A 23,676-nucleotide genomic window follows, 5' to 3' on the forward strand; every position below is an offset into this window, starting at 1 on the left:
GAAGTAACTTATTACCAGCGATAGTGCGAGAATGCGCGGTTGGCGTCTGCCATCCGGTGCGTGTCTTCGCGCTTCTTAACTGCGGTACCACGGTTGTTTGCTGCATCGAGCAGTTCGCCGGAGAGACGGTCAACCATCGTGGTTTCATTGCGGTTGCGCGCTGCGGCGATCAACCAGCGGATTGCGAGCGCCTGACGGCGATCGGTGCGAACCTCAACCGGAACCTGGTAGGTCGCACCACCAACACGGCGGGACCGAACTTCCACTTGCGGCATGACGTTCTCAAGAGCAGCGTGGAACACCTCGATCGGGTTCTCGCGGGTCTTGTTTTCGACTACGTCGAAGGCACCGTAGACGATGCGCTCGGCGGTAGACTTCTTGCCGTCATACATGATGGAGTTCATGAACTTGGTGACGACAATATCCCCGAACTTCGGATCCGGGTTGATTTCGCGTTTTTCTGCGCGGTGACGACGGGACATCTGACGTGCTCCTTACTTCGGCCGCTTGGCGCCGTATTTCGAACGACGCTGCTTACGATCTTTAACGCCCTGGGTGTCAAGCACACCACGGATGATGTGGTAACGCACACCCGGCAAATCCTTGACGCGGCCGCCGCGGATCATCACCACCGAGTGTTCCTGAAGGTTGTGACCTTCACCCGGGATGTAGCCAATGACTTCGAAGCCGTTGGTCAGGCGGATCTTGGCCACCTTACGCAGAGCCGAGTTCGGCTTCTTCGGCGTCGTCGTGTAAACGCGGGTGCAAACACCACGCTTCTGCGGGCAGGCCTCCATGGCCGGCACCTTGTTCCGCTTCGCCGGAACTTTCCGCGGGTTGCGGATCAACTGGTTGATGGTCGGCATTCTGTGCCCTTTACCTTGTCCATCCAAAAAATTCGTATGCAACTGCAGTCCTCCGCTGATCCGCAAGCCAACAAGCATGCAAAATCGCGCCCGCGCGCTCAGACAAGAGCGGCAGGCGCTGCGAAAAACCAGAGGACCACGAGTTGCCTCGCGGTCATGCAATCGACGCGTATTCGCCTATGTAACCCGGCAGCGTTTAAGAGGACTTGGTCCTGCGCCTTGTTCAGCGCTGGACGGCTTCACTCTTACCGCCTGCCCTTGGGATGCGCGGAACCTACTCATATGCACCCTTTGCGTCAAGTGCTTTGTCCAAAAAACCGCGTTTCTGCGCCTTACGCTTTGGCAATCCAAATTTCCGGAACGTTTTCCGACAGATAAGCGACTTTACGACAGCTTTGTGACGCGGTTTTTGAAACAATATTTCGCAGAGGGATTCTTCCACTCGTCACAAGTCTGAACCAAGTCTGAATCAGGTCAGTCAAATTGGATCAATACAGATCAGTTCGACCAACCGTCGACTCATCTTGCTCCTTGAAAAAGCGGCCTGATTCCAGATGCGACCCGATCTCCCCTGCCCGTTCGCCGGCCCAAGGTCCCAGCTGGTGCGAAAACGCATTGCAGCCAGTCCCTCACCGCAGAACTGCCTTCCGGCCGAGCAGGTCCTCGATGCCGCTATTCGGTGAAGGTCACGATCGCAACATTACCGGCAAGCGCATCCTGATAGGCGCCCTCATAGACCGGATCATCCGGTTCACCGTCCATGACACCGATCTGGTCGAGTTCCGCTTCCGCAAAACCTTGCGCGGACAGGGATTCCAGTGTCTTGCGCACGGCATCGTCGTCATCGGGCGCCATCAGCAGCGCGTGGATGGTGATGGCCGCTTCCGGAGAAGCGTCTTCACCTTCCCAGACCCGGCCAATCACGATGTAAACGGTCGGGTCGAGTTCGAGGTCATTGTCGTTCATGGGTTTCCCCTTCCAGCTCTTGATACAAGAAAGGCCGCCCGAGGGCGGCCTTCCGAACTTTCAAGGATGCACCGATTATTCGGCTGCACCCGTCATGTCTTCCAGGAGGCCTTCTTCGGCACTGTCCGAAGACTGCTGACGCTGCGCTTCCTGGATCAGGTCGTCACGGTGCGTTGCAATCTGGCGGATGCGCTTCATGACCCCACCGGTACCGGCCGGGATCAGACGGCCGACAATCACGTTTTCCTTCAGGCCGACCAGCGGGTCGGTCTTGCCGTTGACCGCTGCGTCGGTGAGGACGCGGGTCGTCTCCTGGAAGGAGGCGGCAGAGAAGAACGAACGGGTCTGCAGCGATGCCTTGGTGATACCGAGCAGAACCGGAACCCCCTTGGCAGGATCGCGTGCGTTGTCGATCGCCTTGCGGTTGGCTTCTTCGAAGTCGAGCTTGTCGATCTGCTCGCCGGAGAAGAACTCCGTGTCGCCCGGATCGGTGATCTCGATCTTCTGCAGCATCTGGCGGACAATCACTTCAATGTGCTTGTCGTTGATGGTCACGCCCTGCAGGCGGTAGACTTCCTGGATCTCGTTGACGAGATACGCGGCGAGCGCTTCCACGCCCTTGACCGCCAGGATGTCGTGCGGTGCCGGGTTGCCGTCGAGGATATACTCACCCTTTTCAATGGCATCGCCTTCCTGAAGGTGGAAGTGCTTGCCTTTCGGAATGAGATATTCGACGGGCTCGACGCCCTCTTCCGCCGGCTCGATGATGATGCGGCGCTTGTTCTTGTAGTCGCGGCCGAAGCGGATCGTACCATCGATTTCGGCGATGATCGCATGATCCTTCGGACGGCGAGCCTCGAACAGTTCTGCAACGCGCGGCAGACCACCGGTGATGTCCTTGGTCTTGGCGCTTTCCAGCGGAATACGCGCCAGAACGTCACCGGCCTTGACCGTGGCACCCGGCTGAACCGAGAGAACCGCGTCAACGGACAGCATCAGGCGAGCATCGGAGCCACGGTCGGTCTTGGAAACCGCCCCCTTGGCGTCCTTGATGACGATGGCCGGCTTCAGATCGGCACCGCGCTGCGAGGAACGCCAGTCGATGACGACACGCTTGGTGATACCGGTTGCCTCGTCGGCCGTTTCCTGAACGGACTGACCATCGACCAGGTCTTCGAAGTCCACGACACCGTCGACTTCGGCCAGCATCGGACGGGTGTAAGGATCCCATTCCGCGATGCGCTGGCCGCGCTTGACGCTGTCGCCCTCGTCGACATGCAGCTTGGAGCCGTAGGCGACACGGTGCACGGCACGCTCGTTGCCGTCGCTGTCGATGACAACGATGGACATGTTGCGGACCATGGCAACCAGGTTGCCTTCGCTGTCGCGATTGACCGACCGGTTCCGGATCTTGATCGTGCCGTCGACATTGGACTCGATGAACGAGCTGTCGACAACCTGCGCCGTACCACCGATGTGGAAGGTACGCATGGTCAGCTGGGTGCCCGGCTCACCGATGGACTGCGCGGCGATGACGCCGACAGCTTCACCCATGTTCACAGGCGTACCGCGTGCCAGGTCACGACCGTAACAGGTCGCACAGACGCCGGTCTCGGTTTCACAGGTCAGAACCGAACGGATCTTGATCTGCTGAACCTTGGCGGCCTCGATGGCATCAACGTCCTTCTCGTCGATGAGCGTGCCCTTCGGCACCAGCACTTCGCCGGTCTGGTTGTTGATGACGTCTTCAGCGGTCGTGCGGCCGAGAACACGCATGCCCAGAGAGGCAATGACGTTACCGGCATCAACGATCGGCGCCACGGTGATGCCGCGCTCGGAGCCACAATCCGGTTCAAGGATGATGGAATCCTGGGCAACGTCCACCAGACGGCGGGTCAGGTAACCGGAGTTCGCGGTCTTCAAGGCGGTGTCAGCCAGACCCTTACGGGCACCGTGGGTGGAGTTGAAGTACTCCAGAACCGACAGGCCTTCCTTGAAGTTCGAGATGATCGGGTTCTCGATGATGGAGCCGTCCGGCTTGGCCATCAGGCCGCGCATGCCGGCAAGCTGCTTCATCTGCTGGGGCGAACCACGGGCACCGGAGTGGGACATCATGTAGACCGAGTTCATCGGCTTCTGGCGTCCGCTCTCCTCGTCGACCTGGACCGCCTTAATGCGGGCCATCATCTCGTCGGCGATCTTGTCGGTACATTTCGCCCAGGCGTCGACAACCTTGTTGTACTTCTCGCCCTGGGTGATCAGACCGTCATTGTACTGCTGCTCGTATTCGGTTGCGAGCGACGCGGTCTCGGCCACCAGCTTCTGCTTGGTGTCCGGGATGACCATGTCGTCCATGCCGAAGGAAATGCCGGCGTTACAGGCATTCTTGAAGCCGAGCTGCATGATCCGGTCACAGAAGATAACCGTCTCCTTCTGACCGCAGGCACGGTAAACCGTGTCGATCATCTTGGAGATGTCCTTCTTGGTCATCAGCTTGTTGCAGACCTCGAACGGCACTTCGTGGTGCTTGGGCAGAAGTTCCGCGATCAGCATCCGGCCAGGGGTGGTTTCGATGATCTCCGACGTCGGGTTGCCCTCGGCGTCGACAGAGCGGAAACGGCCCTTGATCTTGGTGTGCAGCGTGATGACCTTGTTGGCCAGCGCGTGATGGATCTCGCCAATGTCGGAGAAGGCCATGCCTTCGCCCGGCTCACCTTCCGCCATGATGGAGAGGTAGTAGAGACCGAGAACGATATCCTGCGACGGCACGATGATCGGGCCACCGTTTGCCGGGTGCAGAATGTTGTTCGTCGACATCATCAGCGTCCGCGCTTCCAGCTGGGCTTCCAGCGACAGCGGCACGTGAACAGCCATCTGGTCACCGTCGAAGTCGGCGTTGAACGCGGAACAGACGAGCGGGTGCAGCTGGATGGCCTTGCCTTCGATCAGGGTCGGCTCGAACGCCTGGATACCAAGACGGTGAAGCGTCGGCGCGCGGTTCAGGAGAACCGGATGCTCGCGGATCACCTCGTCGAGGATGTCCCAGACTTCCGGACGTTCCTTTTCAACCAGCTTCTTGGCCTGCTTGACCGTCGAGGAGAAGCCCTTGGCGTCGAGGCGCGAATAGATGAACGGCTTGAACAGCTCAAGCGCCATCTTCTTCGGCAGACCGCACTGGTGCAGCTTCAGTTCCGGACCCACGGTGATCACCGAACGGCCGGAATAGTCGACGCGCTTGCCGAGCAGGTTCTGACGGAAGCGGCCCTGCTTGCCTTTCAGCATGTCGGACAGCGACTTCAGCGGACGCTTGTTGGCACCGGTGATGACACGGCCGCGGCGGCCGTTGTCGAACAGGGCGTCAACGGATTCCTGAAGCATGCGCTTCTCGTTCCGGATGATGATGTCCGGAGCACGCAGTTCCATCAGGCGGCGCAGACGGTTGTTCCGGTTGATCACGCGGCGGTAGAGATCGTTCAGATCCGAGGTCGCGAAGCGGCCGCCGTCCAGCGGAACCAGCGGACGCAGATCCGGCGGGATCACCGGCACCACGGTCATGATCATCCATTCCGGGCGGTTGCCGGATTCCATGAAGGCTTCGATGACCTTCAGGCGCTTGGCCAGCTTCTTCGGCTTCAGCTCGGTGGTCGCCTCGGCGATTTCCTGGCGCAGCTTTTCGGATTCGCGCTCAAGATCCATGCTCATCAGGATCTCGCGGATCGCTTCCGCGCCGATCATGGCGGTGAATGCGTCTTCGCCATATTCGTCCTGAGCGGCAACGAAGTCCTCTTCCGAAAGCAGCTGGTGCTGCTTGAGCGGGGTCAGGCCCGGCTCCAGAACCACGTAGTTCTCGAAATAGAGAACGCGCTCCAGATCCTTCAGCGTCATGTCGAGCAGCAGACCGATGCGGCTCGGCAGGGACTTCAGGAACCAGATATGCGCAACCGGTGCGGCCAGTTCGATGTGGCCCATGCGCTCGCGGCGAACCCGCGACAAGGTGACTTCAACGCCACACTTTTCACAGATGACGCCTTTGTATTTCATGCGCTTGTATTTGCCGCAAAGACATTCGTAGTCCTTGATCGGGCCGAAGATACGCGCGCAGAACAGGCCGTCCCGTTCCGGTTTGAACGTACGGTAGTTGATGGTTTCCGGCTTTTTGATTTCGCCGAAAGACCAGGACAAGATCTTCTCCGGGCTCGCCAGCGAGATCCGGATATTGTCGAAGGTCTGTGTCGGAGCCTGCTGATTGAACAGGTTCATGACTTCGTGATTCATGATCCATCTCCTTCGATGCGCGGCCGGGGACGGGACTTTCTTGCCCCTCCCCGCGACCGGCATGCCAAGTCATATTGGTCCGTTGCCGGGGTTACTCTGCAGCGTCTGCAGTTTCTTCCTCGGCAATCGCTGGGGCGTCCGTCCGTTGCAGTTCAACGTTGAGACCCAGGGACCGCATTTCCTTCACAAGCACGTTGAAGCTTTCCGGAATGCCCGCCTCGAACGTGTCGTCGCCGCGAACGATGGCCTCGTAGACCTTCGTACGGCCGGCCACGTCGTCCGACTTGACGGTGAGCATTTCCTGCAGCGTGTAGGCTGCACCGTAGGCTTCCAGTGCCCAGACCTCCATTTCCCCGAAGCGCTGGCCACCGAACTGCGCCTTACCACCCAGCGGCTGCTGCGTGACGAGCGAGTACGGGCCGATCGAACGGGCATGGATCTTGTCATCGACAAGGTGGTGGAGCTTCAGCATGTAGATGTAGCCCACCGTGACCTGGCGATCGAACTCTTCACCGGTCCGGCCGTCATAGAGGGTCGACTGACCCGACGGCTTGTAACCGGCGATGTTGAGCGCCTCGACCACGTCCGGCTCACGCGCGCCGTCAAAGACCGGCGTTGCGATCGGCACACCCTTTTTCAGCTGTTCCGCCAGGCGCACGACGCCTTCGTCGTCGAACTCCTTGACGTTGTCGCCCTTCAGGTTGTCGCCATAGATCTCGATGACCTTGCCACGCAGGTTCTCGATCTCACCGGTCTTGCGGTACTCATCATACATCTCGCCGATGCGCAGGCCCATGCCGCGGCAGGCCCAACCCATGTGGGTTTCAAGGATCTGACCGACGTTCATGCGCGACGGAACGCCGAGCGGGTTGAGCACGATGTCGACATGCGTGCCGTCTTCCAGGAACGGCATGTCCTCGCACGGGTTGATCTTGGAGACCACGCCCTTGTTGCCGTGACGGCCGGCCATCTTGTCGCCCGGCTGCAGCTTGCGCTTCACCGCAACAAAGACCTTGACCATCTTCATGACGCCCGGCGGCAGTTCGTCACCGCGCTGCAGCTTCTCGACCTTGTCGATGAAACGCTGCTCGAGACGCTTGCGGCTGTCGTCATACTGACCGCGCAGAGCTTCGATCTCGGACATGAACTTCTCGTCGTCGGTGGCAAACTGCCACCACTGCGAGCGCGGGAAGTCGTTCAGAACGTCCCCGGTCAGTTGCGTGTCCTTCTTGAAGCCCTTCGGGCCTGCAACGGCGGTCTTGTCCATCAGCATCTCGGCCAGGCGGCCATAGACGTTGCGGTCAAGGATTGCCTGTTCGTCGTCGCGGTCTTTCGCGAGGCGTTCGATCTCCTCACGCTCGATCGCCATCGCGCGCTCGTCTTTTTCAACGCCGTGGCGGTTGAAGACGCGCACTTCGACGACGGTACCGGAAACCCCCGGCGGCAGGCGCAGGGAGGTGTCGCGAACGTCGGAGGCCTTTTCACCGAAGATGGCGCGCAGAAGCTTTTCTTCCGGCGTCATCGGGCTCTCGCCCTTCGGCGTGATCTTGCCGACCAGGATATCACCCGGGTTCAGCTCGGCACCGATATAGACGATACCGGCTTCGTCGAGGTTCTTGAGCGCTTCTTCCGAAACGTTCGGAATGTCGCGCGTGATCTCTTCCGGGCCGAGCTTGGTGTCACGCGCCATCACTTCGAATTCCTCGAGGTGGATGGAGGTGAAGATATCGTCGGACACGATGCGCTCGGACAGGAGGATGGAATCCTCGAAGTTGTAGCCGTTCCAGGGCATGAACGCGACAAGCACGTTCCGGCCGAGTGCCAGATCGCCAAGATCGGTCGACGGACCGTCGGCAATGATGTCACCCTTGTGGACCCGGTCACCGACACGTACCAGCGGACGCTGGTTGATGCAGGTGTTCTGGTTGGAACGCTGGAACTTCTGCAGCCGGTAGATATCGACGCCGGACTTGCCCGGGTCGAGTTCCTCGGTCGCCCGGATAACGATACGCGTTGCATCGACCTGGTCGACCACACCTGCACGGCGGGCACCGATGGCCGCACCGGAATCGCGGGCCACGATCGGCTCCATGCCGGTGCCGACAAACGGCGCTTCGGCGCGCACCAGCGGCACGGCCTGACGCTGCATGTTCGAGCCCATCAGTGCGCGGTTGGCGTCATCGTTCTCAAGGAACGGAATGAGCGCCGCGGCGACGGAGACAAGCTGCTTCGGCGAAACGTCCATGAGGTCGACCTTGTCGGACGGAACCATCATGTTTTCACCCGCGTGACGGCAGGTGATCAGCTCTTCGGTGAAGCGGCCTTCGTCATCATAGACGGCGTTGGACTGCGCCACGTAGTGCTTGGCTTCTTCCATGGCGGAAAGGTAGACGACGTCGTTGGTGACGGCACCGTCCTTCACCTTGCGGTACGGGCTTTCGATGAAGCCGTACTTGTTGACACGGGCGAAGGTCGCAAGCGAGTTGATCAGACCGATGTTCGGGCCTTCCGGCGTTTCAATCGGGCAGATACGACCATAGTGCGTCGGGTGAACGTCGCGGACTTCGAAGCCTGCGCGCTCACGGGTCAGACCACCCGGGCCAAGGGCCGACAGGCGGCGCTTGTGGGTGACTTCCGACAGCGGGTTGGTCTGGTCCATGAACTGCGACAGCTGCGAAGAGCCGAAGAATTCACGCACGGCAGCTGCAGCCGGCTTGGCGTTGATCAGATCCTGCGGCATGACCGTGTCGATCTCGACGGAGCTCATACGCTCCTTGATCGCACGTTCCATGCGCAGCAGACCGACGCGGTACTGGTTTTCCATCAGCTCGCCGACGGAACGGACACGGCGGTTGCCGAGGTTGTCGATGTCGTCGATCTCGCCCTTGCCGTCACGCAGCTCCAGAAGAACGCGGATAACTTCCAGGATGTCTTCCTTGCGCAGAACACGCACGGTGTCCTCGCACTCGACATCAAGACGCATGTTCATCTTGACGCGACCGACCGCGGACAGGTCGTAGCGTTCGTCGTCGAAGAACAGCGACTGGAACATCGCTTCGGCGGTGTCGATGGTGGGCGGCTCACCCGGACGCATCACACGGTAGATGTCAAAGAGCGCATCCTCCCGGGATTCGTTCTTGTCGACATTGAGCGTGTTGCGGATGTAAGGGCCCGTGTTGACGTGGTCGATGTCGAGCATCGGCAGATCGTGGTACCCACGCTCGACCAGTTCCTCGAGCACCTTGCCGGTGATTTCATCGCCGGCTTCCACATAGATCTCACCGGTCTGGGTGTCGACGATGTCCTCGGCCAGGTACTGGCCGTGCAGATCTTCGTCGGTCACTTTCAGGGCGGTGATGCCCTTTTCCTCGAGCTGACGGATCGTGCGCGCGGTGATCTTGCGACCGCCTTCGACCACCACATCACCGCTGTCTGCGTCGATCAGGTCGTAGGACGCCTTGGTGCCTTTCAGACGCGCACCGTCAAACGGCATGCGCCAGGAGCCGTCCTTCTGGCGGGTGTAGTCGATCCGGTTGTAGAACGTGTTGAGGATTTCCTCACCGTCCAGGCCGAGCGCCATCAGCAGCGACGTGACCGGGATCTTCCGGCGACGGTCGATACGGGCATGCACGATGTCCTTGGCGTCGAACTCGATGTCGAGCCAGGAGCCGCGATACGGGATCACGCGTGCGGCAAACAGCAGCTTGCCGGAAGAATGGGTCTTGCCCTTGTCATGGTCGAAGAACACGCCCGGAGACCGGTGCATCTGGGAGACGATAACGCGCTCGGTGCCGTTGACGATAAAGGTGCCGTTGTCGGTCATGAACGGCATGTCGCCCATGTAGACATCCTGTTCCTTGATGTCCTTGACGGACTTAGCACCGGTGTCTTCATCGACATCAAACACGATCAGGCGCAGGGTCACCTTCAGCGGCGCTGCGAAGGTCATGTCGCGCTGGCGGCACTCGTCGACGTCGTATTTGGGGGCTTCGAATTCGTAGGAAACAAATTCCAGCAGGGACGTGCCTGCAAAATCGGAGATCGGAAATACGGACTGGAAGACCGCTTCAAGGCCTTCATTCTTGCGACCACCGCCCTGCATCTCGTCGACCTGAAGAAACTGGTCGTAGGATGCTTTTTGTACCTCGATGAGATTGGGCATAGCCGCGACATCGCGGATCGATCCGAAATATTTACGGACCTTTTTGCGACCGTTGAACGTTTGGGTCATTGTCGCTCCTCGTATCGGCCGGGTAACGGCTTCCCGAAACGCCCCTTGTCCAATCGGGCTCACTGCCCAGGCGCTTCGGAAAACCGTCCCCCTCAGATCAACCTGCTTGTTGTGACCTCACAAGAAGCAGACGCGTTGATCGGTCTGTGGGGTCTAGAACATGACGGTTCGATGGGAACCGCAACACCATGCCCTAGTGGGACGTTCGCCCCGGAAACGGGTCAGACCCGCCGGGGCAAGCAACGGTCCCGGCCAGGCCGGGACCGCCAAAGGCTTGAAAAGCCTTATTACTTCAGCTCGACAGAAGCGCCAGCTTCTTCCAGCTTCTTCTTCAGCTCTTCAGCTTCGTCCTTGGCAACGCCTTCCTTGACCGGCTTCGGAGCGGACTCAACGAGTTCCTTAGCTTCCTTCAGGCCCAGGCCGGTGATGGCACGGACTTCCTTGATGACGTTGATTTTCTTGTCGCCGGCAGAAGCCAGGACAACGTCAAATTCGGTTTTCTCTTCTTCAGCAGCAGCTTCGCCGCCAGCACCGGCAACAGCAGCAACAGCAACCGGAGCAGCAGCGGAAACGCCCCACTTTTCTTCCAGAAGCTTGGAAAGTTCTGCAGCTTCCATGACGGTCAGTGCGGACAGTTCTTCTACGAGCTTTTCAAGATCAGCCATTTTCTTAGTACCTTAGTTCGAACCAGTGTTTGGTTACGTGAGACAGTGTGTTTGGACGCCTTATGCGGCCTCGTCCTTCTTGGCGTACGCGCCGAAGACACGGGCAAGCTGCCCGGCCGGTGCGGCGGTAACCTGAGCCATACGGGAAGCCGGGGTCTGGATCATGCCAACCAGTTTCGCACGCAGCTCATCGAGCGACGGCATGGTTGCCAGAGACTTGACCCCATCCGGGTTCAGGTTGGTCGTACCAAGAGCACCACCAAGGATCGCAAACTTGTCGTTTGCCTTGGCGAAGTCGACGGCTGCTTTCGGAGCGGCTACCGGATCGTCGGAATGGACGATGACGGTCGGGCCCTGAAACAGGTCGGAGATGTGCTCAAGGTCGGTGCCTTGAAGGGCGAGTTTCACAAGGCGGTTTTTTGCGACTTTTACAGTGCCGCCGGCTTCACGCACCGATGCCCGCAACGCGGTCATCTGTGCAACCGAAAGACCTGCATAGTGCGCGACAACAACAACACCGGTGTTACCCAGCTCGGCGTTGAGAGCCGTCACGAACTCGTGCTTTTCCGCTCTTTCCACTTGCCTTCTCCATTTGGCGGCGTTTCCACCGCCGGTTTACCTTTGCCGCCTCGGAAAGAGGTCCCGAACCCGGAACCGCCTCTAGGCGACGCTCAGGGTCCTGTCCCCTCACCCTCACGCTTCAAGCGTGCGGCAAGGTCTGGTTCGAACCGGGTTGCCCGCCAGTCGGCGGAGAATTCGGTTCTCACCCATCTATGCAGGCCAAAAAGCTTAAGCCGGTCACCCGGCACCTGCAGTCTCGGACAGGGCAACCCGGCGGCTTGCCGCCGGGTCTATCCGGCCTTACGGCCGAAATCTTCACAAAATCCGGAACCCCGGATTACTCGCCAGCAACGCTTGCGAGATCAATCTTCACGCCCGGGCCCATCGTGGAGGACACGGCAATGCGCTTCAGGTAGGAACCTTTTGCACCGGACGGCTTGGCCTTCTGAACAGCGTCGATCAGAGCCTTGACGTTCTCAGAGATCGCTTCTTCGGAGAAGGACACCTTGCCAACGCCGGCATGAACGATACCGGCCTTTTCGACGCGGAACTGAACAGCGCCGCCCTTGGCGTCGTTGACAGCTGCGGTGACGTCCGGGGTCACGGTGCCGACCTTCGGGTTCGGCATCAGGCCACGCGGGCCGAGAACCTTACCGAGACGACCGACGAGCGGCATCATGTCCGGGGTCGCGATGCAGCGATCGAAGTCGATCTTGCCGCTCTGAACTTCCTGGACCAGCTCTTCCGCACCAACGATGTCGGCGCCGGCGGCCTTGGCTTCGTCAGCCTTGTCGCCACGCGCAAAGACGGCAACCTTGACGGTCTTGCCGGTGCCGTTCGGCAGCACACACACGCCGCGGACCATCTGGTCTGCGTGACGCGGGTCAACACCGAGGTTGATCGCCACTTCGACGGTTTCGTCGAACTTGGTCTTGGACCGGCCCTTGACCAGACCGATTGCCTCGTCGAGGGCATAGAGCTTGTTGCGGTCGATGCCGTCACGCGCTTCCTTGATACGCTTTCCAACCTTCGCCATGATCTTACCCCTTCACCTCAAGGCCCATGGAACGGGCGGAGCCTTCGACCATCAGCATTGCTGCATCGACGTCGTTGGCGTTCAGGTCCTTCATCTTGGCTTCTGCGATTTCCTTGACCTGGTCACGGGTCACGGAACCGACAGTGCCGCGGCCCGGGGTCTGGGACCCCTTCTGCAGCTTGGCAGCTTTCTTCAGGAAGAAGCTGACCGGAGCCGTCTTCACTTCGAACGTGAAGGACTTGTCGGAGTAGTAGGTAATCACGGTCGGGCACGGAGCACCCTTTTCAACATCCTGGGTCTGCGCGTTGAACGCCTTACAGAATTCCATGATGTTCAGACCACGCTGACCGAGTGCCGGCCCGATGGGCGGCGACGGGGTCGCGGAACCTGCCGGCACCTGAAGCTTCAGGAAGCCTTCAATTTTCTTCGCCATGTGTCTCTCCAATCATTTGCAACCGAACGGCAATCCGGTTGCCTGGGAGGTGGTGGTCTGGTCCTTGACGGGACCCGGCGATGAGCCCCAGAACCTTCCACCTTAGGGATCCTGACCCGCACGCTTCAGGAGCGGCATGCCAGGCATTCACGCCACCCTTTCCAGGGCAGCAAACAGTCAGAGCTTGTCGACCTGACCGAATTCCAGTTCGACCGGCGTTGCGCGGCCGAAGATGGACACGGCCACCTTGAGACGTGCGCGCTCGTCGTCGACTTCCTCGACAAGGCCGGAGAAGGACGCGAACGGACCGTCGGAGACACGCACCTGCTCACCAACCTCGAAGCTGACGGACGGCTTCGGCCGGTCGACACCTTCCTGCACCTGGTTGATTATGCGCATTGCCTCTTTTTCCGGGATCGGCATCGGTTTCTGATCCGCGCCCAGGAACCCGGTGACTTTCGGCGTGTCCTTGATCAGGTGGAACGCCTCGTTCGTCATCTCCATCTTCACCAGGACATAGCCCGGGAAGAATTTTCGCTCCGTGTCGACCTTGCGGCCACGGCGCACTTCGACGACCTTTTCCATCGGAACCAGGATTTCCTCAAACAGATCGGTCAAGCCTTTCTGTTCGGCCTTCTCGCGGATGGAATCGGCGACCTTCTTCTCGAAATTGGAATAGGCGTGCACAATGTACCAGCGCTTGGCCATGGATTTCAGTTCCGCTTCTTGTTCTTTGTCTTCAAACCGGGGAGCAGCGCAAAATCAGCTGCCGACACCCAGGATATAGCCGATCCCCCACCCCATCAGCTGGTCAGCCAACAGGAAGAAGATCGAGGCGATCAGCACCATGACGAACACCATGACGGTGGTCACAGCGGTTTCCTTGCGCGTCGGCCAGGTCACCTTGGACGTTTCGGCGCGCACTTCCTGGATGAATTTAAAGGGATTGGTCTTGGCCATTCCGATTCCGGTCTTTTAAATACGAGTGGGCGCGCGAAAATTCTTCGCGCGCCTCACTCGAGGAAACTCTTTAAGCCCTCGAGGCAAATTAATCAAGAGCTAAATGGCAGGGGCAGCAGGGTTCGAACCCGCGACCTACGGTTTTGGAGACCGTCGCTCTACCAGCTGAGCTATACCCCTTCAAGATGTCCGCCTTCAGCGAACCAGCTCCTGATACCTCCATAAGCCGCACATGGCAACACTTAGGAGGCGGGACCGCCGGGCACAAGCCCGACGGCCCGAAATCATCTTATTCGATGATGGATGCGACGACGCCGGCGCCGACGGTACGACCACCTTCGCGGATAGCGAAGCGCAGGCCTTCTTCCATGGCGATCGGCACGATCAGCTCAACGTCAACGGAGACGTTGTCGCCCGGCATCACCATTTCCGTGCCTTCCGGCAGGGACACCACACCGGTCACATCCGTCGTACGGAAGTAGAACTGCGGGCGGTAGTTGGTGAAGAACGGGGTGTGACGACCACCTTCTTCCTTGGTGAGGATGTAGGCTTCGGCCTTGAACTTCGTGTGCGGGGTCACAGAACCCGGCTTGCACAGAACCTGGCCACGCTCAACATCCTCGCGGCCGATGCCGCGGATCAGGGCGCCGATGTTGTCGCCTGCTTCACCGCTGTCCAGCAGCTTGCGGAACATTTCAACACCGGTAACGGTGGTCTTGGTGGTGTCCTTGATGCCGACGATCTCGACTTCTTCACCCACGTTGATCACACCGCGCTCAACACGGCCGGTCACAACGGTACCGCGGCCGGAGATCGAGAACACGTCTTCGATCGGCATCAGGAACGGCTGATCCTTCGGACGCTCAGGCGTCGGGATGTAGTCGTCAACCTGAGCCATCAGCTCACGGATCGCGTCACGGCCGATGGCCGGATCGCGGTTCTCAACGGCTGCCAGAGCAGAACCCTTGACGATCGGAATGTCGTCACCCGGGAACTCGTAGGAAGACAGCAGCTCGCGGATTTCCATTTCAACCAGCTCAAGCAGCTCTTCATCGTCGACCTGGTCGACCTTGTTCATGAAGACAACCAGAGCCGGAACGCCAACCTGACGGGCGAGCAGGATGTGCTCACGGGTCTGCGGCATCGGGCCGTCTGCGGAAGAACACACCAGGATCGCGCCGTCCATCTGGGCAGCACCGGTGATCATGTTCTTCACGTAGTCAGCGTGGCCCGGGCAGTCGACGTGGGCGTAGTGACGGTTGTCCGTCTCATACTCAACGTGTGCCGTGGAGATGGTGATGCCGCGTGCCTTTTCTTCCGGCGCGCCGTCGATCTCATCATAGGCTTTCGCTTCAGCACCACCGGCTTCAGCCAGCGTCATGGTGATTGCAGCGGTCAGCGTGGTCTTGCCGTGGTCAACGTGGCCAATCGTGCCAATGTTAACGTGCGGCTTATTGCGCTCAAACTTTTCCTTCGCCATCGGCGTCGCTCTCTGTCCAATACTCAGTTCGGTCGATACGGGTCGAGGCGGGCCGCAATCCGGCGCCTTGGACAGATCCGCGAGCGACGAACTACTTCCCGTAGAACTTTTCAGGATTTCCGGGCGAAAGAGCCTTCCGTTCCGGACACTCCGATCAGCACCCATGATGGAGCGGGTGAAGGGAATCGAACCCTCGTCGTCAGCTTGGAAGGCTGCTGCTCTACCATTGAGCTACACCCGCACAACGAGAGAACCAGGAACGATGGTGGAGGAGGTTGGATTCGAACCAACGTAGGCATAGCCAACGGATTTACAGTCCGTCCCCTTTAGCCACTCGGGCACTCCTCCATCTCGTCCTGCTTCACGCCGAAGCGATCAGGATGGCTTACCGAAGAGCCCGCCTTGAAGGGGCGAGCAATCCCGTGGCGCGTGTTATGCAGATGCGGACCTCGTGTGTCAACGCTGATTTTGCAAAGAATTGAACAAAATCATGAGCACGCTCGAAACAGCTGCTTCGAACGCGACGGAATGCTCTTGCATCCATTCCTCTCACAGTGCCTGGCAACTGCTCGAAAGTCACGGTTTGCCTCAGGTTCTTCCCGTGATTTGCCTCGCACAGCCCGCACCTGTGGACAACTTTGCCACTGCCCGATTTGCGCAGGGACGCCACGAGCTTGCCTGTCGAGGCTCGCCTGATCCGTCTCAAAAACCGGATTGTGCCGGCGATCAGCCTTGCCGGGATTCTTTCATTGTTGTATCTACAACATATGAGCATATCCCTTGATGACATCGACTTCCTGCATATGGGCCGCACATGCCTGGGCCATGCGGCCCGCCGCACGGCCAATCTGCTGACCCGTCATTACAACAGGCATATGGTGGAAGTCGGCCTGGAGCTTACACAGGCGCAGCTGCTGGCGGCCATTGCCGACGGCTCCGCGTCCTCCGCAGCCGAAATCGCCAGGTTCCTGGGAATCGACCGTTCCACCCTCGCCCGCAATCTCAAGCCGCTTGAGGCTGCCGGCCTGATCACCCGGCAGGAAGGCCGCGGCCGCAAGGTGCTGCCTGTCCTGACACCGGCGGGTGAGACAAAGGTCATCGAGATCCACCAGACCTGGCTGAAAGCCCAGGAAGAATTGAACACACTTCTCGGCCCGGAAGGCGCAGACGCGGTGCGCAGCCAGATGTCCGCCCTCAGAAAGGCCGTCCATATCCTGGAAGACAGGGAGGCGTCTGTCCGTCCCGCTTCTTCCGGCACCCCCACCTAGTTCCGTTTCCTTCACTTCAGGATTTTCAAAATGAGCGACACGATTACCGAAAACGGCAAGACCCACACGCTTGGCGCCCTGCCCAAGAAGGCCTTTCATGAAATGACCGGCCTCGACATCTTTGAACGCATGATGGCGGGCGAATTGCCGGCGCCGCCGATCATGGTGCACTCCAATATCCGCATGAAGGCGTTTTCCGACGGCCGCGCCGTCTTTACCGGTCAGCCGGCGAAGGAATTTCTCAACCCGCTCGGCACGGTTCATGGCGGCTGGATTTCAACGCTGATCGATACGGCCCTGTCCTGCGCGGTCCATACCACGTTGCAGCCCGGCGAGTTCTATACGACCACGTCGCTGACCGTGAACATGGTCCGCCCGCTTCAGGCCACCAGCGGTGAAGTCATCTGCGAAGGCCGCATCGTCCATCGCGGCTCGCGCCTTGCCACTTCCGAAGGTGACCTGCGCGATGCCAATGGCAAACTGATCGCCCATGGCACGGTCAGCTGCATGATCATGAAGCCGAGCTGAACTGGGCCAATCCATTTATTCCAGGCCGACTTGTGCATAACATAGGAATGAACGCATTCGTCGGCTCGGAACATTCAGGGGTAGAATGAACGGGAATATTCAAACGCTTCTTCGAATAATCTACGTCGGTTCTATTCCGCTTCTCATACTCACCTTCATAGGACGCGTTGCATATAATGGTCATTTGGGAGGAGATGCGGTTGATGGATACATCGAAAACAGAAGATATTTCGTCGAGAGCCTCGGCAATTACACCGAAGTGTCAAAAAGTGCCTATTTCCAATCTCTGATTGTCTCTTATGGGACTGTCACCGCGTGGCTCATTCTCATTCCCGGGCTCTTCATAAGCGGCAGCCTGTTGGCCTACTTCAAATCAAGATCCCTATACACCAAGAGGCCCTTTCAGCACTACCTTTTGGTGGCGAACCATTGCGCTTTGCTGCTTTGCTTTGGCACCTTGTATGCACAATTTGTGTTTTGGTATTTTGTCGGCGGCGATGCGTTCGGAAGTTATGTTGAAAACGGCCGGTATTTTGTCGAGGATCGCAATGCGTTCACAGAAGTCTCGAGAGAAATCTTTACCCTCGCTCAGGTTATCTCCTATGGGATGGTCGCAACTTGGTTCATATTGTTTCCTGTCTTCGTCATATGTACCATTTTGCATGAATTTCTAAAGTCCAGGCACCGCGAAGAGTCGCAAGAATAAGCCCGCAAACATTCTCATTGACCGTTGGTACACTTTCCCTTCCCCTCCACCGCGTTTGGGTCTAGAGCTGCGCCATGAGTGACGACAAGAAACCTACCCGCCCGGGCAACAAGCCCGCCTATCGCGGCAACAAGCGTTTTGCCGGCAAGCCTGCGCCGCGCCGACCCGGCCTGCCACCGGAAGGTCCGGTGCTGCTTTATGGTCTCCACACCGTGGAAGCCGCCTTTGCCAACACCGACCGCAAGCGGCTGAAGCTTTATGCGACGGAAAATGCGCAGCGCCGCCTGGAAGAGCGGGGCGTCAGGATCGACGTTCCGGTCGAAACCATGATGCCGCGCGCGCTTGACCGCATGGTCACCAAGGACGCCGTCCATCAGGGCATGATCCTGGAAGCCGATCCCCTGCCCGCCTATGGCGCAGAGCACCTCAAAGGCGCCCGGCTGATCCTGGCCCTCGACCAGGTGACCGACCCGCACAATGTCGGTGCCATCCTGCGCTCCGCCGTCGCCCTTGATGCCGACGCGGTCGTCACCACCGAACGCCACGCTCCGGAAGAAGGTTCCGTGCTTGCCAAGGCCGCTTCCGGCGCGCTCGACATGATCAAGCATGTGCGTGTGAAGAACATGGCCCGCTTCGTCACCGAGATGAAGGACCAGGGCTTCTCCTGCATCGCGCTCGACAGCGACGGGCCAGCAAGCCTTGAAGACACGCCGTTTACCGACAAGACCGTGCTGGTGCTCGGCTCGGAAGGCAAAGGCGTGCGGCAAGGCGTGCGCGAAGCCTGTGGCCTCACTGCCCGCCTCGACATGCCCGGCGAGATCCGGTCCCTCAACGTCTCCAATGCGGCCGTGCTGTCGCTTTATGTGGCGCGCATGAAGATGGGGCTTTGAGCCCCGTCGCGCCTCCCGTCGACTGCTCTTCCCGTTCCGGGCAAACCCAAGCGCTTCCCGAAAGACGGACACGGTTCCCGATAGAGGGAGAAAACCCGCTAAGAGGTCTTCAGACCCCAGGCTTCCGGATCAGAGCCTGCATAAACTCTTCCAGAGTTTGCACTCTGTGCCCTTCGTTCAACCAATACCCTGGTTCTGTCAGGGGCGATGATCTTCAAAAGATACTGCCTCGCCCAGGTTTCCCTGGAACTGGCGGCATTGTAGTTTGCAAAACGGTATCCATGCCCTGCAGTGCCGATGTGAATGTCTCCCCCTGACCATTCCTGAGATCGGGAGTTTCTGTCCAGAACCCTGTTTCTTGTCGGGTCCGGCAGCACATACCCCGTGGCTCTTTTGCTCAGGCGGTCAGCCATTGAGAGAAATCTCTCAACATCGCGGTCATGATTTTTTTCGTCGCCCTGCAGCCACAATGAAAGCTCTTTTGCGAAGCGCTCTGTGCCCCTCAATTCGTAGATAATAAATCCCGAAACCGCGCCACCAGCCGCGGAATGTTCATATAGCCGTTGTTCGCAGATTTGAGATTGAAGGTCGCCATATGTGCTGCCCGTTTCTCCAACATCCTGTTTCCGAGGGGTGTAGGGTTCAGGGACAGGGTATCTTCTCCACTGTCGAAACCGCTTCAAAGGCCACCAGGTTGGGTCCTGCAACCAGGGTGCAAAACCCGCTGCAGTTTTTGGGCTCCAGCCCAAATCCCGTTCTTTCTCATGCCTTTTTGACAGGTCACTCATCAACGAACGCAGCCCGGTTCAATTTTCTGTTGGTCAATGCCACCGACTGTATTTTTTGAAATCCAAAGATCAAGGCCATGCGCTGGTGGGAACGTCCAAAGCCGGATTAGAAAACCCCTTTTGCTGAAATTCGATCTGATCTCCAGTTGACCGGCAGCAACCGAGTGAAGCCCTCACCGCCCCGTTGACGTTACCCGCTGCCTTTCCCCTCTAATTCCGGGAATGGCGATTGCTCGTTCGAACGCCGCCGCCGCTCAGCGCGGCTCTTGGGGCGTTGGTGTGCCCTGGCCACTTCCCCCCTCAGCCGACCGCAACCTCTGTGCCCTCGTCAGACAAGGGGCGAGCACAAGACTGAGCCCGATCATCGGTGCCATGACCATCAACGCTGTCCGGATCCCAAAGGCATCTGCCAGGGGGCCGATGGCCAGTGGCCCGACGAGAAATCCGAGCAGCGCGATGAAGGACAGAACCGCGACATTGGCCGCCGCACTTGGTCCCGGTGCCGAGGATGCCGCAGTCACGCCGAGCGGAAAGGCAAGTGCCGCGCCGACACCCAGTATTCCAAGGCCCAGAAGAGCAACCGGAACACTTGGCGCCCACCAGATCAGAAACAGCCCCATCAGGCCAATGAGAGCGAGCCCCTGCCCCAACCGGCCCGGTGACGAGTGCTGGCGCAGGCGGTCTCCGACCAGCCTGGTCGAGGCAAGGCAGAGAGAAAAGATCGCAATGCCGAGACCGGCAAGACCCGGATGGGCGAGGAAGGCGTCCCGCAAATAGACAGCCGCCCAGTCGGCAACGGCGCCTTCCACAAGGGTGGTACCAAAGGTAAAGACGCAAATGCCCAGAAGCAGCGGATGCGGCAGGCGGAACCCGGTCGTCTTATCAGTGCTTTTGTCCTTGGGGGCGGCCACCGGCAGGCGCCGGATCGCCGGCAGCACCAGCGCCTGTACGACCACCGCAATGCTTATGCCTGCCAGCAGCGGTTCCAGACCGATGCCGGCCACCGCCGAACCGATCAGCGTCCCCGACAGGAGGCCGAAACTCCAGCAGCCATGCGCCCGGCTCATGATCTTGTGGCCGGTCCGCGCCTCATATTCATCGGCCAGCACGTTCAGCCCCAGCTCCAGGACCGACATGGTGCTGCCAACAAGGGCCAGTGCTGCCATCAGGGCCCATTCGTTCGGCGACAGGAACGGCAGCAACATGGCGATGAGGAACAGCGGATACCAGACAAGCGTGATGCGCTTCGCACCGAGCCAGTTGGCAAGACGCCCGGCCACGAGCAATGTTGTCAGGGTACCGATGGGCCCACCGATCAGCGCCAGCGCCAACGCGCTGTTGCTCAATCCGAGTTCGGTCTGGACGCCTGGAATATGAGGAAGCCAGGCTCCGAGCGCGATCGGTTGCAGATAGAAAATCAGGCAAATCCGCTGGGATTCGGTCATGAAACTGATCCGGACACTTTCGACACGGTGACGAGGTGAAATCCGCTTGCCGCCTGTTCTTTTCGAAAAGGATGGCGCCAAGGGCAAGGTGAGACAGGCAGACACCAGACACGGAACCTGCCGGGGAATCAAGCCCTGAAAGCCCTGACGCGCTGCCAGGATCAAAGTCCCCCAGGGGCAGACTTGTTTCTTGACAAAAGGCAGCTCGATCAATCAAAAAGTTTTCCCGCAAATTTCACTATTTAAAATTGCAACGCCTCTCCTTTCACGACATTCTGTGCTGCGAAATGCTGTCTGATCCGGAGGACACATAAATGTTTCCAACAACGTTGGATCCGTCGAGCGAGATCGATTTTGAGACGGTTTCCGGTCTGGTCTTTGAAGGTTCGCCTTGTTCCATATCCTTGTCGACGGCCCGCGCAGGCGTATTTTCCTTGCATACGGAGGCAATCGACCTGGAACCGCATGAGCGACAGCCACGCGTCCAGATGCGTCAACGCGAAGGCATTCTTCATGTCCAGATCAAGAGCTCAAACGGCGACACTGCCAATACGTCTAGCGTTCTGGGTGTTAGAGGACTTGTGCCCGAAGGTGTCTCGCTCGCGGTGCGCCAACCCGCCGGCAAGATCGACCTGAAAGGAGACTATTCCAGGATCAGGGCCGATTGCGCACAGCTGAGCCTGTCCTTGTCCGGAACGGCTCGCGAACTTGTCGTGACCGGACAAAACGCTGCCCTCAACATTGATGGCAGGGTCGGCGACCTCAGCGCCGATCTCAACAGTGCCTCCGCCGATCTTCGGCTTGGTGACATGCAGAAATCGGACCGCCTGCAACTGAAAGCGCGCGTGCTCGCCGCAAAGATCGGCGTGCCGCCGTCAATTCAGCTTGCGCAGGACATTGACGGCAATGTGCTCGCGTTCAAAAGCGGCATTCCGCCTGCAGCAGATGCCGCCGCGTTGATGCGGTTGCACAGCAAGGTGCTGTCTGGAAAAATCTATCGGCTTTGACCGATCATCACTTCCGGGTTGGTGGCGGCCCTTTCCGGGTCTGCGCCGGCCCCTCGTAAGGTGTGAAGGTCGTCAAACGTGCGACACCAAATCCGGCGGGACAACCATCCGTGATGTGGTCGTAATAGATCGCCCGCCCCCGGAAGGCGCGGCTCTTGTCAGCTTCAAAGAAGAGACCGTAGCAGGACCTGTTGCAATAAAAGAGGCTGCCCTCCTGCGCCCTGATTTTTCTGGCCTGGCCATTGCTTTGCAGGATCTGCTCGCCCTGAAGCGTTCCGGTCATCACATGGCAGACGTCCCGGCCGTAGGATGTGCGTGTGCTGTCCTTGATGGCAAAACGGATCGGAATACCCGTGATCTCCTTGCCCGTCCGGTCGATCCGATGGCGCCAGCGGTCCCGGGCAAAATGCTGAGGCCGGCCGGCGAGGCAATTCAGAACATCCCAGCTTGAGGTGGTTTTGACGTTGTAAAAGTACTGTCCGGCGGCATCCTTCATGCCCCGACAGGGATCGAGATCCTGTTCGACGGTGTTCGTCTTGTCGAACCAGCCAAGAGCCAGGATCGGAAAACCGTCCATCGCGTAGCCGATCGGCTTCTTGCCCTGGTCCACCCAGGCCGGCCCCAGGTCCTCGATCAGGCATTTCGGCGCGACGTGATAATGATAGTCATCGCCGCGGCCGGCGTGACCGCCGCAAACATCCAGTTCACCGGCATCAAAGGCACTCGGCCGCCGCCCCGTCTTGCGGTTGACAGGTCCTTGCGTACTCGGATCGAAGATCGGCACGCCATTGATTGCGACCCCGACCGGTCCGGCCTCGGTCGGCGTCGGCTGCCGCGCCAGTTCCGGTTCCAGGAGGATTTCAAACTCGTAATTGTGTTTGGCCGGAAACTGCTGATTGGTGGCGGTGATGCCACGCATCATCGGGTCTTCCGGGTCGGGCAGTCCGTGTGATTGGAAACGAACCTTGCCACGCTCACATGATACCCGGCTGACTTCATCGGTGTAACAGGCCTCGTCGCATTTGCAGACCTTGATGTCATGCGCACGGGCGGCCAGCGGCAGACTGCCGATCAGGGCTGCGATAAGCCCCATGCACCGAACCAACCTGATCACTCGCATCTCCAGTCCTCTCTCACGACCGAAGACCGAGCATGCGCGGTCACCGGCCACAGAGCAACCGGGTTTGGAGCCCATTTGATGGCGTAACCTGTTTCTTTCCCGTCGAATAGCATTTCCACTCAGAGGGAAACCGAGACGTCCCTTGGAAGTTCCGCTCCAGCCCTCAGGGAGGTAGGCTTGATCAACACCTCTATCGTTTATCCACAGCGGCTAAGCCGTTTTGGCTGAAAAGTGAGAGACTTAGAGGAATTTCCGGAATCGGAATGCAAAAAATGCGGCCCGGGCATGGACAAGCGCGCGCAATCTGGTAGAAGCCATTCCCGGCGCCGGTATAGCTCAGCTGGTAGAGCACGTGATTTGTAATCTCGGGGTCGCGGGTTCGAATCCTGCTGCCGGCACCAGTTTTCCCAAAATTCTCTAACGTTACAAACGTCCGGAACGGCATGGTGAA

Annotated in this window: 20 protein-coding genes and 4 tRNA genes; 6 read left to right on the forward strand and 18 right to left on the reverse strand. The window is 59.2% G+C overall.

The window, feature by feature from the left end; genetic code table 11:
* Positions 1 to 11 precede the first annotated feature (11 nt).
* From rpsG to CHH27_RS07990, 15 genes are all read right to left on the reverse strand, one after another.
* Positions 12 to 482 carry a 30S ribosomal protein S7 gene (gene rpsG, locus CHH27_RS07920; protein ID WP_094071104.1) on the reverse strand — a complete coding sequence of 157 codons (471 nt, stop codon included), beginning with the start codon at positions 480 to 482 and terminating at the stop codon, positions 12 to 14.
* 12 nt (positions 483 to 494) lie between these two features.
* The gene (gene rpsL, locus CHH27_RS07925) at positions 495 to 866 is read right to left on the reverse strand and encodes a 30S ribosomal protein S12 (RefSeq protein WP_094071105.1); all 372 of its coding nucleotides are present in this window, start codon (positions 864 to 866) and stop codon (positions 495 to 497) included.
* 672 nt (positions 867 to 1,538) lie between these two features.
* Complete coding sequence (locus CHH27_RS07930; protein ID WP_094071106.1) at positions 1,539 to 1,832, reverse strand: regulator; 294 nt, start codon at positions 1,830 to 1,832, stop codon at positions 1,539 to 1,541.
* A 75-nt stretch (positions 1,833 to 1,907) separates the two neighbouring features.
* A complete protein-coding gene (rpoC, locus tag CHH27_RS07935; protein WP_094071107.1) occupies positions 1,908 to 6,107 on the reverse strand; it encodes a DNA-directed RNA polymerase subunit beta' in 4,200 nt (1,399 codons plus the stop codon).
* A gap of 91 nt (positions 6,108 to 6,198) precedes the next feature.
* Entirely contained in the window at positions 6,199 to 10,338 is a 4,140-nt protein-coding gene (rpoB, locus tag CHH27_RS07940) for a DNA-directed RNA polymerase subunit beta (protein ID WP_094071108.1), read from the reverse strand.
* 287 nt (positions 10,339 to 10,625) lie between these two features.
* Entirely contained in the window at positions 10,626 to 11,003 is a 378-nt protein-coding gene (rplL, locus tag CHH27_RS07945; protein WP_094071109.1) for a 50S ribosomal protein L7/L12, read from the reverse strand.
* A gap of 60 nt (positions 11,004 to 11,063) precedes the next feature.
* Positions 11,064 to 11,582 carry a 50S ribosomal protein L10 gene (gene rplJ, locus CHH27_RS07950; RefSeq protein WP_094071110.1) on the reverse strand — a complete coding sequence of 173 codons (519 nt, stop codon included), beginning with the start codon at positions 11,580 to 11,582 and terminating at the stop codon, positions 11,064 to 11,066.
* A 319-nt stretch (positions 11,583 to 11,901) separates the two neighbouring features.
* A complete protein-coding gene (gene rplA, locus CHH27_RS07955) occupies positions 11,902 to 12,600 on the reverse strand; it encodes a 50S ribosomal protein L1 (protein WP_094071111.1) in 699 nt (232 codons plus the stop codon).
* A gap of 4 nt (positions 12,601 to 12,604) precedes the next feature.
* Entirely contained in the window at positions 12,605 to 13,033 is a 429-nt protein-coding gene (gene rplK, locus CHH27_RS07960) for a 50S ribosomal protein L11 (RefSeq protein WP_094071112.1), read from the reverse strand.
* A gap of 177 nt (positions 13,034 to 13,210) precedes the next feature.
* The gene (nusG, locus tag CHH27_RS07965) at positions 13,211 to 13,741 is read right to left on the reverse strand and encodes a transcription termination/antitermination protein NusG (protein ID WP_094071113.1); all 531 of its coding nucleotides are present in this window, start codon (positions 13,739 to 13,741) and stop codon (positions 13,211 to 13,213) included.
* A gap of 54 nt (positions 13,742 to 13,795) precedes the next feature.
* A complete protein-coding gene (secE, locus tag CHH27_RS07970) occupies positions 13,796 to 13,993 on the reverse strand; it encodes a preprotein translocase subunit SecE (RefSeq protein WP_094071114.1) in 198 nt (65 codons plus the stop codon).
* 104 nt (positions 13,994 to 14,097) lie between these two features.
* A tRNA-Trp gene (locus tag CHH27_RS07975) sits at positions 14,098 to 14,173 on the reverse strand.
* Positions 14,174 to 14,282: 109 nt separating this feature from the next.
* Positions 14,283 to 15,473: an elongation factor Tu gene (gene tuf, locus CHH27_RS07980; RefSeq protein ID WP_094071102.1), complete on the reverse strand. Its 1,191-nt coding sequence runs from the start codon at positions 15,471 to 15,473 to the stop codon at positions 14,283 to 14,285.
* A gap of 167 nt (positions 15,474 to 15,640) precedes the next feature.
* Positions 15,641 to 15,714, reverse strand: a tRNA-Gly gene (locus CHH27_RS07985).
* A 22-nt stretch (positions 15,715 to 15,736) separates the two neighbouring features.
* A tRNA-Tyr gene (locus CHH27_RS07990) sits at positions 15,737 to 15,821 on the reverse strand.
* A gap of 419 nt (positions 15,822 to 16,240) precedes the next feature.
* Here CHH27_RS07990 and CHH27_RS07995 point away from each other — a divergent pair.
* The 4 genes from CHH27_RS07995 (at position 16,241) to CHH27_RS08010 (ending at position 18,865) form a co-directional block, all read left to right on the forward strand.
* Complete coding sequence (locus CHH27_RS07995; protein ID WP_208988679.1) at positions 16,241 to 16,741, forward strand: MarR family winged helix-turn-helix transcriptional regulator; 501 nt, start codon at positions 16,241 to 16,243, stop codon at positions 16,739 to 16,741.
* A 30-nt stretch (positions 16,742 to 16,771) separates the two neighbouring features.
* On the forward strand, positions 16,772 to 17,269 hold the full coding sequence (locus CHH27_RS08000; RefSeq protein ID WP_094071115.1) for a PaaI family thioesterase: 498 nt from the start codon (positions 16,772 to 16,774) through the stop codon (positions 17,267 to 17,269).
* Positions 17,270 to 17,354: 85 nt separating this feature from the next.
* Positions 17,355 to 17,975, forward strand: coding sequence for a hypothetical protein (locus CHH27_RS08005; protein ID WP_094071116.1), 621 nt, complete (start codon positions 17,355 to 17,357; stop codon positions 17,973 to 17,975).
* 74 nt (positions 17,976 to 18,049) lie between these two features.
* Positions 18,050 to 18,865, forward strand: coding sequence for an RNA methyltransferase (locus tag CHH27_RS08010; RefSeq protein WP_094071117.1), 816 nt, complete (start codon positions 18,050 to 18,052; stop codon positions 18,863 to 18,865).
* Between the two features lie 98 nt (positions 18,866 to 18,963).
* Here the strand turns inward: CHH27_RS08010 and CHH27_RS27570 are convergent, their stop codons facing one another.
* Together CHH27_RS27570 and CHH27_RS08015 are read right to left on the reverse strand one after the other, a co-directional pair.
* Positions 18,964 to 19,653: a hypothetical protein gene (locus CHH27_RS27570; protein WP_157738787.1), complete on the reverse strand. Its 690-nt coding sequence runs from the start codon at positions 19,651 to 19,653 to the stop codon at positions 18,964 to 18,966.
* A 254-nt stretch (positions 19,654 to 19,907) separates the two neighbouring features.
* A complete protein-coding gene (locus tag CHH27_RS08015; protein WP_157738789.1) occupies positions 19,908 to 21,098 on the reverse strand; it encodes an MFS transporter in 1,191 nt (396 codons plus the stop codon).
* A gap of 314 nt (positions 21,099 to 21,412) precedes the next feature.
* On the opposite strand from CHH27_RS08015, the gene CHH27_RS08020 reads away from it, so the two are divergent.
* Positions 21,413 to 22,105 carry a hypothetical protein gene (locus CHH27_RS08020; RefSeq protein ID WP_094071119.1) on the forward strand — a complete coding sequence of 231 codons (693 nt, stop codon included), beginning with the start codon at positions 21,413 to 21,415 and terminating at the stop codon, positions 22,103 to 22,105.
* 7 nt (positions 22,106 to 22,112) lie between these two features.
* Here the strand turns inward: CHH27_RS08020 and CHH27_RS08025 are convergent, their stop codons facing one another.
* A complete protein-coding gene (locus CHH27_RS08025; RefSeq protein ID WP_157738792.1) occupies positions 22,113 to 23,219 on the reverse strand; it encodes a YHYH protein in 1,107 nt (368 codons plus the stop codon).
* A 331-nt stretch (positions 23,220 to 23,550) separates the two neighbouring features.
* On the opposite strand from CHH27_RS08025, the gene CHH27_RS08030 reads away from it, so the two are divergent.
* Positions 23,551 to 23,626: transfer RNA gene (locus CHH27_RS08030), tRNA-Thr, on the forward strand.
* Positions 23,627 to 23,676: the final 50 nt, after the last annotated feature.

This window comes from Labrenzia sp. VG12 (assembly GCF_002237595.1).
Taxonomy (GTDB): Bacteria; Pseudomonadota; Alphaproteobacteria; order Rhizobiales; family Stappiaceae; genus Roseibium.

Coding starts and splice junctions, on each gene's coding strand:
- rpsG (WP_094071104.1), bottom strand. CDS start 482: ATGTCCCGTCGTCACCGCGCAGAAAAACGCGAAATCAACCCGGATCCG.
- rpoC (WP_094071107.1), bottom strand. CDS start 6,107: ATGAATCACGAAGTCATGAACCTGTTCAATCAGCAGGCTCCGACACAG.
- rpsL (WP_094071105.1), bottom strand. CDS start 866: ATGCCGACCATCAACCAGTTGATCCGCAACCCGCGGAAAGTTCCGGCG.
- rplL (WP_094071109.1), bottom strand. CDS start 11,003: ATGGCTGATCTTGAAAAGCTCGTAGAAGAACTGTCCGCACTGACCGTC.
- CHH27_RS07930 (WP_094071106.1), bottom strand. CDS start 1,832: ATGAACGACAATGACCTCGAACTCGACCCGACCGTTTACATCGTGATT.
- CHH27_RS08000 (WP_094071115.1), top strand. CDS start 16,772: ATGAGCGACACGATTACCGAAAACGGCAAGACCCACACGCTTGGCGCC.
- rplA (WP_094071111.1), bottom strand. CDS start 12,600: ATGGCGAAGGTTGGAAAGCGTATCAAGGAAGCGCGTGACGGCATCGAC.
- CHH27_RS08020 (WP_094071119.1), top strand. CDS start 21,413: ATGTTTCCAACAACGTTGGATCCGTCGAGCGAGATCGATTTTGAGACG.
- CHH27_RS08005 (WP_094071116.1), top strand. CDS start 17,355: ATGAACGGGAATATTCAAACGCTTCTTCGAATAATCTACGTCGGTTCT.
- CHH27_RS07995 (WP_208988679.1), top strand. CDS start 16,241: ATGAGCATATCCCTTGATGACATCGACTTCCTGCATATGGGCCGCACA.
- tuf (WP_094071102.1), bottom strand. CDS start 15,473: ATGGCGAAGGAAAAGTTTGAGCGCAATAAGCCGCACGTTAACATTGGC.
- CHH27_RS08010 (WP_094071117.1), top strand. CDS start 18,050: ATGAGTGACGACAAGAAACCTACCCGCCCGGGCAACAAGCCCGCCTAT.
- rplK (WP_094071112.1), bottom strand. CDS start 13,033: ATGGCGAAGAAAATTGAAGGCTTCCTGAAGCTTCAGGTGCCGGCAGGT.
- CHH27_RS27570 (WP_157738787.1), bottom strand. CDS start 19,653: ATGAGTGACCTGTCAAAAAGGCATGAGAAAGAACGGGATTTGGGCTGG.
- CHH27_RS08015 (WP_157738789.1), bottom strand. CDS start 21,098: ATGACCGAATCCCAGCGGATTTGCCTGATTTTCTATCTGCAACCGATC.
- secE (WP_094071114.1), bottom strand. CDS start 13,993: ATGGCCAAGACCAATCCCTTTAAATTCATCCAGGAAGTGCGCGCCGAA.
- nusG (WP_094071113.1), bottom strand. CDS start 13,741: ATGGCCAAGCGCTGGTACATTGTGCACGCCTATTCCAATTTCGAGAAG.
- rpoB (WP_094071108.1), bottom strand. CDS start 10,338: ATGACCCAAACGTTCAACGGTCGCAAAAAGGTCCGTAAATATTTCGGA.